This is a genomic window from Novosphingobium meiothermophilum (genome assembly GCF_003171715.1).
Classification (GTDB): domain Bacteria; phylum Pseudomonadota; class Alphaproteobacteria; order Sphingomonadales; family Sphingomonadaceae; genus Novosphingobium; species Novosphingobium meiothermophilum.
The window spans coordinates 1-15,027 of record NZ_QGHL01000004.1 but is presented as its reverse complement, the minus strand read 5'-3'; the positions used below and the strand labels follow the sequence as shown (position 1 = coordinate 15,027).

15 protein-coding genes are annotated in these 15,027 nt (G+C 63.5%); 14 read left to right on the top strand and 1 reads right to left on the bottom strand.

All coding sequences use genetic code 11. The features are described 5' to 3' along the window. Nucleotides 1–5: 5 nt before the first annotated feature. The 7 genes from DKM43_RS16320 to rbfA all read left to right on the top strand — a co-directional run bounded on the left by DKM43_RS16320 (nucleotide 6) and on the right by rbfA (nucleotide 6,960). Nucleotides 6–332 carry a hypothetical protein gene (locus DKM43_RS16320; protein WP_145960448.1) on the top strand — a complete coding sequence of 109 codons (327 nt, stop codon included), beginning with the start codon at nucleotides 6–8 and terminating at the stop codon, nucleotides 330–332. Then, on the top strand, nucleotides 329–889 hold the full coding sequence (gene rimP, locus DKM43_RS00445) for a ribosome maturation protein RimP (protein ID WP_109796529.1): 561 nt from the start codon (nucleotides 329–331) through the stop codon (nucleotides 887–889). The genes DKM43_RS16320 and rimP overlap by 4 nt, the downstream gene beginning before the upstream one ends. Nucleotides 890–892: 3 nt before the next feature. After that, entirely contained in the window at nucleotides 893–2,545 is a 1,653-nt protein-coding gene (gene nusA, locus DKM43_RS00440; RefSeq protein ID WP_109796528.1) for a transcription termination factor NusA, read from the top strand. Then, the gene (locus tag DKM43_RS00435) at nucleotides 2,526–3,260 is read left to right on the top strand and encodes a DUF448 domain-containing protein (RefSeq protein WP_109796527.1); all 735 of its coding nucleotides are present in this window, start codon (nucleotides 2,526–2,528) and stop codon (nucleotides 3,258–3,260) included. Before nusA ends, DKM43_RS00435 begins: the two co-directional genes overlap by 20 nt. 5 nt (nucleotides 3,261–3,265) lie before the next feature. Then, on the top strand, nucleotides 3,266–5,908 hold the full coding sequence (infB, locus tag DKM43_RS00430) for a translation initiation factor IF-2 (protein ID WP_201739740.1): 2,643 nt from the start codon (nucleotides 3,266–3,268) through the stop codon (nucleotides 5,906–5,908). A gap of 102 nt (nucleotides 5,909–6,010) precedes the next feature. After that, complete coding sequence (locus tag DKM43_RS00425) at nucleotides 6,011–6,547, top strand: DUF1697 domain-containing protein (protein WP_109796525.1); 537 nt, start codon at nucleotides 6,011–6,013, stop codon at nucleotides 6,545–6,547. Nucleotides 6,548–6,549: 2 nt separating this feature from the next. Next, a complete protein-coding gene (gene rbfA, locus DKM43_RS00420) occupies nucleotides 6,550–6,960 on the top strand; it encodes a 30S ribosome-binding factor RbfA (RefSeq protein WP_109796524.1) in 411 nt (136 codons plus the stop codon). Between the two features lie 22 nt (nucleotides 6,961–6,982). On the opposite strand, the gene DKM43_RS00415 is transcribed toward rbfA, so the two are convergent. Continuing rightward, a complete protein-coding gene (locus DKM43_RS00415; RefSeq protein WP_109796523.1) occupies nucleotides 6,983–7,585 on the bottom strand; it encodes a YceI family protein in 603 nt (200 codons plus the stop codon). Nucleotides 7,586–7,673: 88 nt separating this feature from the next. Here DKM43_RS00415 and DKM43_RS00410 point away from each other — a divergent pair, with 88 nt between their 5' ends. From DKM43_RS00410 to DKM43_RS00380, 7 genes are all read left to right on the top strand, one after another. Continuing rightward, the gene (locus DKM43_RS00410) at nucleotides 7,674–8,249 is read left to right on the top strand and encodes a thymidine kinase (RefSeq protein ID WP_109796522.1); all 576 of its coding nucleotides are present in this window, start codon (nucleotides 7,674–7,676) and stop codon (nucleotides 8,247–8,249) included. Further along, a complete protein-coding gene (locus DKM43_RS00405; RefSeq protein ID WP_109796521.1) occupies nucleotides 8,246–8,800 on the top strand; it encodes a GNAT family N-acetyltransferase in 555 nt (184 codons plus the stop codon). Before DKM43_RS00410 ends, DKM43_RS00405 begins: the two co-directional genes overlap by 4 nt. Continuing rightward, a complete protein-coding gene (locus DKM43_RS00400) occupies nucleotides 8,797–9,486 on the top strand; it encodes a site-2 protease family protein (protein WP_109796520.1) in 690 nt (229 codons plus the stop codon). The genes DKM43_RS00405 and DKM43_RS00400 overlap by 4 nt, the downstream gene beginning before the upstream one ends. A gap of 2 nt (nucleotides 9,487–9,488) precedes the next feature. Then, complete coding sequence (gene truB / locus DKM43_RS00395; protein ID WP_109796519.1) at nucleotides 9,489–10,400, top strand: tRNA pseudouridine(55) synthase TruB; 912 nt, start codon at nucleotides 9,489–9,491, stop codon at nucleotides 10,398–10,400. Nucleotides 10,401–10,406: 6 nt separating this feature from the next. Continuing rightward, nucleotides 10,407–10,676 carry a 30S ribosomal protein S15 gene (gene rpsO / locus DKM43_RS00390; protein WP_109796518.1) on the top strand — a complete coding sequence of 90 codons (270 nt, stop codon included), beginning with the start codon at nucleotides 10,407–10,409 and terminating at the stop codon, nucleotides 10,674–10,676. Nucleotides 10,677–10,899: 223 nt separating this feature from the next. Continuing rightward, on the top strand, nucleotides 10,900–13,197 hold the full coding sequence (gene pnp, locus DKM43_RS00385) for a polyribonucleotide nucleotidyltransferase (RefSeq protein ID WP_109796517.1): 2,298 nt from the start codon (nucleotides 10,900–10,902) through the stop codon (nucleotides 13,195–13,197). 163 nt (nucleotides 13,198–13,360) lie between these two features. After that, nucleotides 13,361–14,848 carry a CehA/McbA family metallohydrolase domain-containing protein gene (locus tag DKM43_RS00380; RefSeq protein ID WP_109796516.1) on the top strand — a complete coding sequence of 496 codons (1,488 nt, stop codon included), beginning with the start codon at nucleotides 13,361–13,363 and terminating at the stop codon, nucleotides 14,846–14,848. Nucleotides 14,849–15,027 lie beyond the last annotated feature (179 nt).

Genomic DNA, 15,027 nt, shown 5'->3' with positions numbered 1-15,027 from the left:
TGCAAGTGGTTCAAGCCGTTCTGGCCTATGCCGACCCAAACGCATGGGGCGTGCCAAACTTGAAAAATGGCTGGAATCCGGGCTTTTCTGCGATCATCTGGGTTAATTTGGCAAATTCAGATGCTGAAAAATGGCAAATATTCCCAATTATTCGCAATGGGGTAATCTGGCAGTGGCGAGAGCCATGCGGGGATGGCGATTGCAGCTTGCAATTTTCCGGCAAGGCGCCTATTTGCGCCTCATCCCGACATTGTGAAAGCAAGGTCAGGCTGGGGCCATCTGGTTCCGGCACGGACCTGCTTTTGCCATTCGGCCAGTTGGAGCTTGCATGACCGATCTTGCGCGTATCACCGAGGTTATCGAACCGGAGGCGAAGGCCCTTGGCTTTGATCTCGTGCGCGTGCCCTATTTCAAGGGCGGCGAGATCGGCGACGAGGAGCACACGCTTCAGGTGATGGCCGAGCGGCCGGAAACCGGCCAGCTCGTGATCGAGGATTGTGCAGCGCTTTCGCACCGCATTTCCGACCGTTTCGATGCGTTGGAAGAGCAGGGCGAGGTGCTGATCGCGGATGCCTATCGCCTCGAGGTGTCCTCGCCGGGCATCGATCGCCCGCTGACCCGGCCGAAAGACTTCGCGGCCTGGATCGGCCATGAAGCCCGGATCGAGCTTTCCGAACTGCTTGACGGACGCAAGCGTTATCGCGGTGATCTCAAGGGATTTGATGCCGCGAGCCAGACAATTTCCATAGAGGACGACGGCGTGGTGTTCACCGTGCCCTTTGCCCTTGTTGCCAATGCCAAGCTGATCCTGACGGACCGGCTTATCGCCGCTTCCCGGCCGCTCGATACGAGTGGTGCGGACGAAATACTCGAAGAACAGGAAGACTGACCCATGGCCAGTGCGATTTCCGCAAACCGCGCCGAACTGCTTGCGATCGCCAACGCGGTTGCCACCGAGAAGATGATCGACAAGTCGGTTGTCATCGAGGCGATGGAAGAGGCGATCCAGAAGTCGGCGCGCAACCGCTATGGCGCCGAGAACGACATCCGCGCCAAGCTTGATCCCCGCACCGGCGACCTGCGCCTTTGGCGTGTGGTGGAAGTGGTCGATGTGGTCGAAGACTACTTCAAGCAGGTCGATCTCAAGCAGGCCGAGAAGCTGCAACCGGGCGCGAAGATCGGCGATTTCATCGTCGATCCCCTGCCGCCGGTCGATCTGGGGCGCATCGATGCCCAGTCTGCCAAGCAGGTGATCTTCCAGAAGGTCCGCGATGCCGAGCGTGACCGCCAGTATGACGAGTTCAAGGACCGTGTCGGCGAAGTCATCACCGGGGTCATCAAGTCGGTCGAGTTCGGCCACGTGATCGTGAACCTCGGCCGGGCCGAAGGCGTGATCCGGCGTGACCAGCAGATCCCGCGTGAAGTGCCGCGCGTGGGCGAGCGTGTGCGCGCGCTGATCCTCAAGGTCGAGCGGCAGAACCGCGGCCCGCAGATCTTCCTCTCGCGCGCGCATCCTGAGTTCATGAAGAAGCTCTTCGCGCAGGAAGTGCCCGAAATCTACGACGGCATCATCGAGATCAAGGCCGCCGCACGCGATCCGGGCAGCCGTGCCAAGATCGGCGTCATCAGCCGGGATTCGAGTATCGACCCGGTCGGTGCCTGCGTCGGCATGAAGGGCAGCCGCGTGCAGGCCGTGGTGCAGGAACTTCAGGGCGAGAAGATCGACATCATCCCCTGGAGCGAGGATACCGCCACTTTCGTGGTCAACGCATTGCAGCCCGCCACGGTCAGCCGCGTTGTCATCGACGAGGAAGAAGGGCGGATCGAGGTGGTCGTGCCCGACGATCAGCTCAGCCTTGCCATCGGCCGTCGCGGCCAGAATGTGCGTCTGGCATCGTCGCTGACCGGATCGGCCATCGACATCATGACCGAGGCCGAGGCTTCGGAAAAGCGCCAGAAGGAGTTCGCCGAACGCTCGAAGATGTTCGAGGAGGAACTCGACGTCGACGAGACGCTTTCGCAATTGCTGGTGGCCGAAGGGTTCACCGAGCTGGAGGAAGTGGCCTATATCGAGATGGCCGAACTGGCCGCGATCGAGGGCTTCGACGAGGAACTGGCCGAAGAGCTCCAGAGCCGCGCGGTCGAGGCGATCGAGCGGCGCGAGGAAGCGCTGCGCGAACAGCGCCGCGCGCTGGGCGTGGAAGATGCGCTGGCCGACCTGCCGCACCTGACCGAGGCCATGCTGGTCACGCTGGGCAAGGCGGGGATCAAGACGCTCGATGATCTGGCCGATCTTGCGACTGACGAACTCATCGCCAAGAAGCGCACCGAGCAGCGCCGCCGTAACGACAAGGGGCCGCGCGAAAAGGGCGACCGTCCGGAGCGTGCCGAAGACAAGGGTGGCGTGCTGGGCGAATATGGCCTGAGCGAAGAGCAGGGCAACGAGATCATCATGGCCGCGCGTGCGCACTGGTTTGAAGACGAGCCGGGGTTCGCCGACGAACCCGCAGCTGAGGAGGCCGCCGATGCGGAGTCCTCACAATGAGCCGCTGAGTTCCGACAGCGTTGACGCCTTGCCGGCGGGGAAGGCCCCGCCGGAACGGAAATGCGTGCTGACCGGGCGACATGATTCGCGCGGGCAGTTGATCCGCCTTGCGATTTCGCCCGACGGTCTGGTTCTGCCCGATGTCATGGCGCGTGCGCCGGGGCGGGGGGCATGGCTTGGGGTCTCCCGGCCGGAGCTGGAGAAGGCTTTGGCCAATGGCAAGCTGCGGGGAGCGCTCGCCCGCGCCTTCAAGGGGGCGCCGCTGACCATTCCTGCCGATCTGGCCGATCGTATCGAACAGGCGCTTCGCCGTCTGGTGACGGACCGGCTCGGCATTGAGCTGCGCGCAGGCAACATGTTGCTTGGAACGGAAAAGATCGCGCAGGGTTGCAGATCCGGGGCGGTGACGTTCCTTGGACATGCCTGCGACGCCGGCAGCGATGGACCCAACAAGCTGGCGCAGGCATGGCGGGTCGGCGAAGGCGCTGAAGGTTCGGGCCTCAAGGGCGCAATCTTGCCGCTGGACCGCGCGGCGCTGTCTGTGGCATTGGGCCGCGACAACGTCGTTCACTTTGCGCTGACCGATCCTGCCGCTGCCGAAAGGCTGAAGGCATTGCTTCAGCGTCTGATGCATTTTCTCGGCAACGAGACTGAAGCCGCCAATCCTCCATCGGACGGGGCGGCAAACGACGATATTGATACGAAGGGCGAATGAGTTCGATGAGCGATAGCGACAAGAAGCCGACGCTGGGCCGCAGGCCGCTGGGCCTGAAGACGGCGGTAGAGGCCGGAGAGGTCAAGCAGACCTTCAGCCACGGTCGCACCAACAAGGTGGTGGTCGAAGTGAAGCGGCGCAAGCTGATGGGGCGTCCGGGCGAGGCCGCACCAACGGCCGCGCCCGCGACTCCTGCGCCGCAGCCCGCGCCGGTCGCTCCCCCTCCGCCGCCCCCGCCGCCGCCTCCGCCGCCTTCGGCAACCCGCGAGACGCGCCAGGAAATGCAGGCCCGTCTGCTGCGCGAGGCGGAAGAAGCACGCCTTGCCGCGCTTGAGGCTGCCAACCGGCGCGAGCAGGAAGAGCGTCAGCGCGCCATCGAGGAAGAGCGCCGCCGTGCCGAAGAAAAGGCCCGTGCAGAGGCTGAAGCGGCCAAGACCGAGAATCCCGCGTCAGGTTCTGCCGATGTGGAGGCGCCTGCCCCGACAGCGCAGCCGGAGGTTGCACCCACGGCGGGTGATGGCACCACTGCACCCAAGGCAGCCGCCGAAGCCGACAATCTTCAGCCGGATTCCGGCAAGCCTGATGGCGGTCGATCCGACGGGACGCAGCCGGGATCCGCGAAAGCCGAGGCGCCGGTCATCCCCGCGCCGCGCCGTTTCACGCCGGTTGCGCCATCGGCCCCGGCCAAGCGCCCTGAACCCGCCGCCAAGAAGCCGACCAGCGTGCCGCGTGACCGCAAGGTTGAGGATCGCCGTGGCGGCAAGCTGACCGTGACCCGCGCGCTGAACGAGGACGAAGGCGCTCGTGCCCGCTCGCTCGCCGCGCTGAAGCGTGCCCGCGAGAAGGAGCGCCGGGCGCACTATGCAGGCCAGTCGCAGCCGCGCGAAAAGCAGGTGCGTGATGTGGTGGTGCCTGATGCGATCACCGTTCAGGAACTGGCGAACCGCATGGCCGAAAAGGCGGCCGATCTGGTCAAGGCCCTGTTCAAGATGGGCATGATGGTGACGATCAACCAGACCATCGATCAGGACACCGCGGAACTGCTCGTGACCGAGTTCGGCCACAACATCCAGCGCGTGAGCGAGAGCGATGCGGACATCGACACTTCGGCCGACGTCGATCCCGAAGACACGCTGAAGCCGCGTCCGCCGGTTGTCACGATCATGGGCCATGTCGACCACGGCAAGACCTCGCTGCTGGATGCGCTGCGCGGAACCGATGTGGTGCGCGGTGAGGCCGGCGGCATCACGCAGCATATCGGCGCCTATCAGATCAAGACAAAAAGCGGCGATCTCATCACCTTCCTTGATACGCCGGGCCACGAAGCCTTCACCGAAATGCGCATGCGCGGGGCCAATGTCACCGATATCGTCATCCTTGTGGTGGCGGGCGATGACGGGCTGATGCCGCAGACGATCGAGGCGATCAACCACACCAAGGCGGCCGGTGTGCCAATGATCGTGGCGATCACCAAGTCGGACAAGCCGGAGTTCAACCCCCAGAAGATCCGCGAGCGACTGCTGGAGCACGAAGTTATCGTCGAGGCGATGTCGGGCGACGTGCAGGATGTCGAGGTTTCGGCCAAGACCGGTGCAGGGCTTGACGAGCTGATCGAGAAGATCCTGCTTCAGGCCGAACTCATGGAACTCAAGGCCAATCCCGACCGGGCGGCCGAAGCCACCGTGATCGAGGCCAAGCTCGACAAGGGCAAGGGTCCGCTGGCAACCGTGCTTATCAATCGCGGCACGCTCAAGGTTGGCGACATTTTCGTGGTTGGCACCCAGTCGGGCCGCGTTCGCGCGATGCTGGACGACAAGGGCCGTCAGGTGAAGGTCGCTCCGCCTTCGCTGCCGGTCGAGGTGCTGGGCATCGGCGGCGTGCCGATGGCCGGCGATACGCTGACGGTTGTCGAAAGCGAGGCACGGGCCCGTGAAGTGGCGGCTTACCGTCAGGAACGCGCCACGGCCAAGCGCACCGCACAGGCGCCTGCCAGCCTTGAGAACATGTTCTCCGCACTGGCCGCCAAGAACACGGTCAAGGAGTATCCGCTGGTTATCCGCGCCGACGTGCAGGGTTCGGTCGAGGCGATCGTCAATGCGCTGAACAAGATCTCCACCGACGAGATCAAGGTTCGCATCCTTGCCTCTGGCGTGGGCGCGATCACCGAAAGCGACGTGAACCTTGCACAGGCCAGCGGTGCACCGATCGTCGGCTTCCATGTCCGTCCGAACGCCAAGGCGCGCGAGCTGATCGAGCGCAACAAGGTGCGGATGAAATACTTCGACGTGATCTATCAGCTCACCGACGATATCCGTTCTGAAATGGCGGGCGAACTGGGACCGGAGGCAATCGAAACGGTTGTCGGCCGTGCCGAGGTCAAGGAAGTCTTCCCGGCAGGCAAGAAGGACAAGGCGGCCGGTCTGCTCGTGGTCGAAGGGGCCATCCGCAAGGGCATCCATGCGCGCCTTACCCGCAACGATGTCATCGTCAGCCGGACGATCATCGCATCGCTGCGCCGTTTCAAGGACGACGTGCCGGAGGTGCGCGCGGGCCTCGAATGCGGTGTGGTGCTACAGGACACCAACGACATCAAGCCGGGCGACCAGCTTGAAGTCTTCGAAGTCGAGATGCGCGAACGCACCCTGTAAGGCCCATTCCGCGAAGCCGCGATCCGCACTGGTTCCCTCCTGCCTGCGGGAGGGAACCCGGATGTCAGCGCTTCCGGGCCTTGCGGCGCAATGGAGGCTCGCATGGCCCGTTATGTTGCCCTGTTCGGTTCCATCAATGTCGGTGGCAACCGCCTGTCTATGGCAGACATGCGCTGGGCATTCGAGCGCGAGGGGCTGAGCGGCATCGAAACCGTGATCGCAAGCGGCAACCTGCTGTTCGACCATGACGAGCGCCCGCTCGACGGGCTGGAAGACCTGTTCAGCCACGTGATGCTGGACCGCTTCAATATCAGGAGCTTCGTGGCCGTGCGTGATCGTGCGGCGATTGCCGAGGCGGTAGAGGGCAATCCTTTCACCGGCATCGGCAAGGACAATCTGGTCCACACGATGTTTCTGGAGCGCCAGCCCGAAAGGGCAGCTTTCGACAGGCTGGCTGCGGACCAGGCGATGCGCGGGCTGGAGAAACTGGCAATCGGCGAACGCAGCATCTATATTGATTTTGCGAACGGCGTTGCCGAAAGCAAGCTGACCGGAGCCTTCATCGAGCGACGGCTCGGTTGCCGGGGAACCGCCCGAAACGTGCGTTCCATCGCGCGCATTCTTTCGAAGATGAGTTGAATTTGGCCAGGCATCAGACGTCCCCCGAAACCCGTTCCGTGCGCCTTCTCAAGGTGGGCGAGCAGGTGCGCCATATCCTGTCGGAGCTGCTGACGCGCCAGCAGGTGCATGACGATGTGCTGACGGCGCATACCGTTTCCGTAACCGAAGTGCGCATGTCGCCCGACCTGCGTCATGCCACGGTGTTCGTGAAGGCGCTGCTGGGACAGGACGAGGACATCGTGCTCAAGGCGTTGCGGGTCAATACTGCCTTTTTCCAGCGCGAGGTGGCGCAGCGGCTGAGGCTGAAATACGCTGCGCGGATCAAGTTCCTTGCCGATGAAAGCTTCGACGAGGCCTCCCGCATCGAGCAGCTGCTGTCCGATCCCAAGGTCCGCCGCGACCTTGATGCGGAAGACGGCGACGACACCTGAAACAGGGCTGCGGCCCGGCGGTTCAGCCCGGCACCATCTGGGCCTTGATGGTAATCGTGACGGTTTTGCCCACGATCAGGCGATAGGCCGCCATGCCGAAATCGGTGCGGTCGATGCGGGTCTGTGCGCTGAACTGGATCGGTTCGCGGCCCGATGCCGAGGCAGGTGGTTCGGCAAAGCTGACATCCAGCACGACCGGCCGAGTCACCCCGCGCGCGGTGAGATCGCCTTCCACTATGGCCGTTGCTGGGCCGGTCATCGTCATTCGCCGCCCGCTGAAACGCACCGTGGGATGGCGCGCCACGTCGAAGAAGTTTTCGCCTTTCAGGCGTTCAAGCGTGAGCGGATCGCCCGCTTCAAGGGCGGAAGCATCGAGCGTGACATCCATGCGGATCGTATCGAGGCGGGCAGGGACGAGTTCTATGCCGCCGCTGACCTTTGGAAAGCGGGCCGTCTTGCTGGCAAGGCCGAAGAAGTTCACCTTGGCGGCGACATCGCTCTGGCGTGGATCGAGCTGGTAACGTAGTGCATTGCTGCCACTGGCCGTTGCCACGCCCGCCTGCACAAGCGCGGCGGCCATCAGGCTGAGGCCGATGATGCTCCTGATTGCTGCTGGCTTCGGCATAAGGCACATCCCGTGGACCAAGTGACCTGTCGAATAATCGCTTCTGCCCTCTGGCGTTCCGGTGCGCCGCGATTATGGCAGTCGGGCGATGGCCAAACTCTATTTCTACTACGCCAGCATGAATGCGGGCAAATCGACGAACCTGTTGCAGGCGGACTTCAACTACCGCGAACGCGGCATGGCCACGATGCTGTGGACCGCTGCCATCGACGACCGCGGCAGAGACCGTGCGATCGAAAGCCGGATCGGATTGAACGCCGAAGCCCATCGCTTCGGCAGCGATACCGACATGTGGGCGGCGGTGAAAGCTGCCCATCTGATACAGCCGCTCTCATGCGTTCTGGTCGATGAGGCGCAGTTCCTGACCAAACGGCAAGTCTGGCAACTGGCGCGCCTTGCCGATGAGGCGGGCATCCCTGTGCTGTGCTATGGCCTGAGAACCGATTTTCAGGGAGAACTCTTCGAAGGCTCGGCCGCATTGCTGGCCATTGCCGACACGCTGGTGGAACTCAAGGCGGTGTGCCACTGCGGCCGGAAGGCGACGATGAACCTTCGCGTGGACGAAAGCGGCGGTGCGGTGCGGGCGGGCGCACAGACCGAGATCGGCGGCAATGACCGCTATGTCGCGCTTTGCCGCAAGCACTTTTCGGAGGCGCTGGCATGACGGCGGACGATGGCCTTCATGTGCCGCTGGCGGACGGCGAACTGCGGCTGGAAGTGCTGGACGAACAGCACCGCGAAGGCTTGCGCGCGGCCTGCGCCGAGGATGCCGAAATCTGGGAAATCTATCCCTTCAGCTATAGGGGCGAGGCATTCGATCCGCAGTTTGACAGCCTTCTGGCCAGTGGCCGCGCGCGTCGGCCCTATGCGATATTTTCCGGCGAGGAACTGGTGGGCATGACGGCATGGATCGAGAATGGAATGCCGGGCTGGTCCATCGAGATTGGCAACAGCTATATCGTGCCCCGCCTGCGCGGCACCGGTTTCAACGGGCGGCTCAAACGGCTCATGCTGGATCATGCCTTTGCCCGCGGGCTGGAACGGGTGGTTTTCAAGGTGGACGTGATGAACCTGCGCAGCCGGGCAGCGGTTGCCAAGCTGGGCTGTATGGAAGAAGGGATCATGCGCCGCGAACGCAGGACATGGACGGGCCGGGTGCGCGATACCGTGCTCTATTCCATCCTGCGCGATGAGTGGCAGGAGAAGCGGGCATGAATCCCGAAAGCCTTGCATGGCAGATCGCCACTATTGCCGTGCCGATGGTTCTGGCGATCGTGTTTCACGAAGTGGCGCATGGCTGGGTGGCCCGCGCACTGGGCGATCCGACAGCGGCGGAGCAGAACCGGTTGAGCCTCAATCCGCTGCGCCATGTCGATCCCTTCGGCACGATCATCCTGCCGGGCCTTCTCAAGCTGTCGGGCGCGCCAGTATTCGGCTGGGCCAAGCCCGTTCCGGTTGATTTCCGGCGCCTGCGCAATCCGCGCTGGGGCATGGTGCTGGTGGCCGCCGCAGGCCCCGCCGCGAACTTCGTGCTCGCGGCGCTGGCTGCGGTTTGCCTTGGCCTTATGGCATCGGCATCAGGGCTGCCTGCGCGGTTCGTGGCGGAGAACCTGCTCAACTTCCTGTTCATCAACCTGTTTCTGGGTGCCTTCAACCTGCTGCCGATCCCCCCGTTTGACGGATCGCGCATCGTCATGGGCGTCTTGCCGGGGCCGCTTGCACGCGGTTATGCCCGGCTTGAACCGTTCGGTCTGCTCATCGTGTTTGGCTTGCTGGTGATCCTGCCGTGGTTCGCGCCCGATCTGCAACTGGTGCAGCGCCTCATCGGCCCGCCGGTGCAGTGGATGAGCGAAGAGCTTGCCGCGCTGGCCAATCTTTTTGCCGGCCCGGGGCAGCGCTGATCGTGGTGGATGGCTGGATCGTTCTCGACAAGCCGCTTGGCCTCGGCTCGACGCAGGGCGTCGGCGCGGTAAAGCGTAACCTGCGCGAGGCGGGATATGGCAAGTGCAAGGTCGGCCATGGCGGCACGCTTGATCCACTGGCCACCGGCGTCCTGCCGATTGCCGTGGGTGAGGCGACCAAGCTGTGCGGCCGGATGCTGGATGCGACCAAGGTCTATGCCTTTACCGTCCGGTTCGGAACCGAGACCGATACGCTCGACCTTGAAGGCAAGGCCATTGCCGAAAGCGCGGAGCGGCCATCGTGGGCGACGGTTCAGGCGGTCTTGCCGCGCTTCACCGGCACGATCAGCCAAGTGCCGCCCGCGTTCTCGGCCCTGATGGTCGATGGCGAGCGGGCCTATGATCTGGCTCGCAAGGGAGAGGTCTTCGCGCTGAAATCGCGCGAGGTGACGGTGCATTCGCTGGTCGCCGCGCCACCTCAGGGGGGCGAGCCACTTGAGGAACTGACCCTGACCGCCAGAGTTTCCAAGGGCACCTACATCCGCAGCCTTGCCCGCGATCTGGCGCGGGCGCTGGGCACGGTGGGCCATGTTGCCATGCTGCGCCGCATGAAGGCCGGCCCGTTTGCCATCGAACAGGCGATTTCGCTGGACAAACTGAACGAACTGGGCCAAGGGGCGGCCCTTGAACACATTCTCTTGCCGCTGGAGGCAGGGCTGGTCGACATCCCGGCTCTCTCCCTCGATCCCGAGCAGGCAAGGGCGGTCCGTCAGGGCCGCGTTCTGGCGGGATTGCCCTTCGAGGACGGGCTTTACTGGGCGAAAGCAGGCCGTGTGCCGCTGGCGCTGGTAGAGGTTTTGGGCGGAAGCCTGAAGGTCCAGAGGGGGTTCAACCTTTCCGATGTCGCGGAGTGAGAAGACATGTCGATTACCGCCGAGAAGAAGCAGGAAGTCATTGCCAGCAACGCCCGCGCCGCAGGCGATACCGGTTCGCCTGAAGTGCAGGTGGCAATCCTGACCGCTCGCATTCAGACGCTGACCGAGCATTTCAAGTCCCACCACAAGGACAACCACTCGCGTCGCGGCCTGCTGATGATGGTGAACAAGCGCCGTTCGCTCCTCGATTACCTTAAGAGGAAAGATGTGGAGCGTTACAACGCGCTGATCCAGAAGCTCGGTCTTCGCAAGTAACCAGCGGAGCGGCCCCAAGCGGGCCGCTTTTGCTTTCTGGGAGTATCGCGCGAAAAGTGGGAACCGGTTTTCACTCGTCGCGATGCGACCGAAAATGAAGGCGGCTTTGCAATTCGGCGAAGCGCCTTGTGGGCAGGATCAAATGCCCCGCACCGGACCGGGACGGTATTTGCCCGGCAGCAAACCCCGCTCGCAATAGGGCGCGCGGGCTGAAGGATGTAAAATGTTCGACGTCAAAACCGTATCGCTGGAGTGGGGCGGAAAGACCCTCACTCTGGAAACCGGCCGCATTGCCCGTCAGGCTGACGGCGCGGTCCTCGCCACTTATGGCGAAACTGTGGTCCTTTGCGCCGTCACGGCCGCCAAGTCGGTCAAGGAAGGGCAGGACTTCTTCCCGCTGACCGTCCACTATCAGGAAAAGTATTCGGCTGCGGGGCGCATCCCCGGCGGCTTCTTCAAGCGCGAACGCGGCGCGACGGAAAAGGAAACGCTGGTTTCCCGCCTGATCGACCGTCCGGTCCGGCCGCTGTTCCCCGAAGGTTTCTATAACGAGATCAACGTCATCGCCCAGGTGCTGAGCTATGACGGCGAAACCGAACCCGATATCGTGGCGATGATTGCCGCATCGGCTGCGCTGACCATTTCGGGCGTGCCGTTCATGGGTCCGATCGGCGCGGCGCGTGTCGGCTATGTCGATGGCGAATACGTGCTAAATCCGAAGCAGGATGCAGCGCTTGAACAGGGCCGCCTCGACCTCGTTGTCGCGGCAACCGATTCGGCCGTGATGATGGTTGAATCCGAAGCCAAGGAACTGACCGAGGAAGAAATGCTTGGCGCGGTCATGTTTGCGCATGACGAATGCCGCAAGGTTATCGGCGCGATCATCGAGCTTGCCGAAAAGGCTGCCAAGGATCCCTGGGAAATCGACCTGACGGACAACACCGCCGAGATCAAGGCGAAGCTCAAGGAGCTGGTCGGTGCCGATGTCGCCGCCGCCTACAGGCTGACCGACAAGTCGGCGCGTTCGAACGCGCTGAACGAGGCCCGCGCCAAGGCAAAGGCCGCGTTTGCGGATGAAACCCCGCAGACGCAGATGGTCGCAATCAAGACGATGAAGAAGGTGGAAGCCGACATCGTGCGCACCGCGATCCTCAAGGATGGCCAGCGCATTGACGGGCGCACCACCACGCAGGTCCGCCCGATCGAGGCGATGGTGGGCTTCCTGCCCCGCACCCACGGTTCGGCGCTGTTCACGCGCGGAGAAACGCAGACCATCTGCACGACCACGTTGGGGACCAAGGACGCCGAGCAGATGATCGACGGCCTTGAGGGCCTGCGCTACGAAAGCTTCATGCTCCACTACAACTTCCCGCCCTATTCGGTTGGTGAAGTTGGCCGTTTTGGCGCTCCGGGCCGTCGCGAAGTGGGCCATGGCAAGCTGGCATGGCGTGCGCTGCACCCCGTGCTGCCGAGCAAGGAAGAGTTTCCCTACACCATCCGCGTCCTTTCCGACGTGACCGAATCCAACGGCTCGTCCTCGATGGCCACCGTCTGCGGCGGCTGCCTCTCGATGATGGATGCGGGCGTTCCGGTGAAGCGTCCGGTTTCGGGCATTGCCATGGGCCTCATCCTTGAAGGCAGCGAGTTTGCGGTGCTTTCCGATATTCTCGGCGACGAGGACCACCTCGGCGACATGGACTTCAAGGTGGCGGGCACGTCCGAAGGCATCACCACGATGCAGATGGACATCAAGGTTGCCGGTATCACCCGCGAGATTTTCGAGGTGGCGCTGCGTCAGGCCAAGGAAGGCCGTGCTCACATTCTGAACGAGATGACCAAGGCGCTGGGCGAAGCGCGCACCGAACTTTCGGCGCACGCCCCCCGCATCGAGACCATCACGATCGACAAGTCGAAGATCCGCGATGTCATAGGCACCGGCGGCAAGGTCATCCGCGAGATCGTGGCGACCACTGGCGCGAAGGTCGACATTGACGACGAAGGGATCATCAAGATCTCCTCGTCCGATCTGGCGCAGATCGAAGCGGCCAAGAACTGGATTCTCGGCATTGTCGAGGAAGCCGAACCGGGCAAGATCTACAAGGGCAAGGTCGTCAACATCGTCGACTTCGGTGCCTTCGTGAACTTCATGGGTGGCAAGGACGGTCTGGTCCACGTTTCCGAAATGAAGAACGAGCGCGTCGAAAAGCCGACCGATGTCGTTTCGGAAGGTCAGGAAGTCTATGTGAAGGTCCTTGAGATCGACCCGCGCGGCAAGGTTCGCCTGTCGATGCGGGTGGTCGATCAGGAAACCGGTGCCGAACTGGAAGACACCCGTCCGCCGCGCGAGCCGAAGGGCGAGCGTGGCGACCGTGGCGGCGATCGCCGCGGACCGCGCGGTGATCGTGGTGGCAGGGGCGGCGATCGCGGCCCGCGCCGCGAAGGGGGCGATCGCCCGCGCCGTGACCGCGATGATGGCCCTGCTCCCGATCACATGCCGGCGTTCCTCAAGTCTGACGACTGAGGACCGCGCCAGCGATCAGACGAACGAGGCTCCGCCGCAAGGCGGGGCCTTTTTCGTTTCGGCATGGCCGCGCTGGAAAATGACGGGTTTCGTCAAACAGATGTAACGCACGGGGTGCAGGCGCGGGGGCGTCCAAGCATCGTTGCCGGAGAATGATCGCGCCATGAAACTGTTCAAGCTTGCGGTGCTCACCGCCGTTGCACTCTCGCCGGTTCCGGCGCTGGCCCATGGCGATCACGGGCAGGTGCTGGAAGCGCCTGCGCAGCGCGGCAAGGCGAAGGGCGCGCGCCAGTGGCTTGCGGGCGATCATCACATTCACAGCGAATTCAGCGTCGATTACGAGAAGGATCCCGCCAATCCCGATGGTCCGCCCATTGCCCTGCTGGGTCGGGACGGGCGCTATTCCATCCGCAAGAATGCCGAAATGGCGCGCAGCTTCGGGCTTTCTTGGATGGTATCGACCGATCACGGCGGGCCGAACCATTCGCGCGTGAACCACGATCTGGCCTATCCGGCGCTACTCGAATCGCGCAAGGCCGTGCCCGAAGTGCTCCAGTTCTTCGGGATGGAACTTGATCCGCCCAATGGCGATCATGCCAGCCTGATCGTGCCGCACAGCGCGGGCGAACGCTCGCAGCTGTTCGAGATCGAAAAGGGCTATTCCCGGCGCGAACCATGGCCCGCCGATCCTGCCTTCGATGAACCTTCGCACATGCTCTCCGCTCTTCGCGCCATGAAGGCGCAGCCCCTCCCGCCGCTGGTCTTTGCCAACCATCCTTCCCGTTCGGCCAAGGCGCTGGATGCTTATGGCCGCTATGATCCGGCCGAACTGCGCGACTGGAACGATACCGCACCAGAGGTTGCCGTGGGCATGGAAGGCGCGCCCGGCCATCAGGCCAGCGCGTTCAAGCCCGATGGTGGGATCGATCCCGAAGGACGGCGCGGTGGCTACAAGCAGGTGCCGACGCGCGGCGGCTTTGATCCCATGACCGCGATTACCGGGGGCTTCTGGGATGCCATGCTGGCCGAAGGGCGCCGCTGGTGGATCACGGCCACGTCGGATTCGCACTTCAACTGGCGCGAGGGCGGCAACGACTTCTGGCCGGGCGAATATTCCAAGACCTATGTGCTGGCTCGCAAGGACTATGCCGATATCGTCGATGGCTTGCGGCATGGCCGCATCTTCGTGACGACGGGTGATCTGGTGTCGGCGGTCGATGTCGCGGTGCGGCCTGCGGGCGCGAAGGGCAGGGCGGGAATCGGCGAGGAACTGGCCGTGCGCAAGGGCCAGCCCCTCCTGATCGAAATCCGCGTCCGCGATCCGAAGCGATTCAATGCCGGAGGACGTGATCCGATGGTGCGCCGGATCGATCTCATTGGCGGTCCGGTGACCGGCCCCGCAGCAAACCGTACTGCCGACCGTGCGCCGCAGACGAGTGTCATTGCCCGCTTCACTGCGGCGGACTGGCAGGTTGCAGGTGAGGATATCGTGGTGCGTTATCGCCTGCCGGAATTCAGCGGACCGATGTATCTTCGCGTGCGGGGCACCAATACCGACGAACTGGAGCCGGAAATCGATCCGGCAGGGGAGAATCCCTGGGACGATCTGTGGTTCTACGCCAATCCCGTCTTCGTCAGCATCAGGCCCTGAGACGTCGAAGCAGATCCGGCCCATTCAGGCCGCTGCAAGGGCAGATGTCATGCGGCGTCCTGGATGGGTGAGGGTGCTTGTCCCGCGAGGAGGATTTGGTTTCGGCCGGCCTGTTTGGCGGCGTAGAGGGCCTCGTCGGCGGCTTTGAGGGCTTCGCTTCTTCCGGGATAGGCGTTCAG

What these genes read in the sequence shown, in the direction of transcription:
- DKM43_RS00405 (WP_109796521.1), top strand. Translation starts at nt 8,246, where the DNA reads ATGACGGCGGACGATGGCCTTCATGTGCCGCTGGCGGACGGCGAACTG.
- nusA (WP_109796528.1), top strand. Translation starts at nt 893, where the DNA reads ATGGCCAGTGCGATTTCCGCAAACCGCGCCGAACTGCTTGCGATCGCC.
- DKM43_RS00435 (WP_109796527.1), top strand. Translation starts at nt 2,526, where the DNA reads ATGCGGAGTCCTCACAATGAGCCGCTGAGTTCCGACAGCGTTGACGCC.
- rimP (WP_109796529.1), top strand. Translation starts at nt 329, where the DNA reads ATGACCGATCTTGCGCGTATCACCGAGGTTATCGAACCGGAGGCGAAG.
- DKM43_RS00400 (WP_109796520.1), top strand. Translation starts at nt 8,797, where the DNA reads ATGAATCCCGAAAGCCTTGCATGGCAGATCGCCACTATTGCCGTGCCG.
- DKM43_RS00415 (WP_109796523.1), bottom strand. Translation starts at nt 7,585, where the DNA reads ATGCCGAAGCCAGCAGCAATCAGGAGCATCATCGGCCTCAGCCTGATG.
- pnp (WP_109796517.1), top strand. Translation starts at nt 10,900, where the DNA reads ATGTTCGACGTCAAAACCGTATCGCTGGAGTGGGGCGGAAAGACCCTC.
- infB (WP_201739740.1), top strand. Translation starts at nt 3,266, where the DNA reads ATGAGCGATAGCGACAAGAAGCCGACGCTGGGCCGCAGGCCGCTGGGC.
- DKM43_RS00425 (WP_109796525.1), top strand. Translation starts at nt 6,011, where the DNA reads ATGGCCCGTTATGTTGCCCTGTTCGGTTCCATCAATGTCGGTGGCAAC.
- DKM43_RS00410 (WP_109796522.1), top strand. Translation starts at nt 7,674, where the DNA reads ATGGCCAAACTCTATTTCTACTACGCCAGCATGAATGCGGGCAAATCG.
- DKM43_RS00380 (WP_109796516.1), top strand. Translation starts at nt 13,361, where the DNA reads ATGAAACTGTTCAAGCTTGCGGTGCTCACCGCCGTTGCACTCTCGCCG.
- rpsO (WP_109796518.1), top strand. Translation starts at nt 10,407, where the DNA reads ATGTCGATTACCGCCGAGAAGAAGCAGGAAGTCATTGCCAGCAACGCC.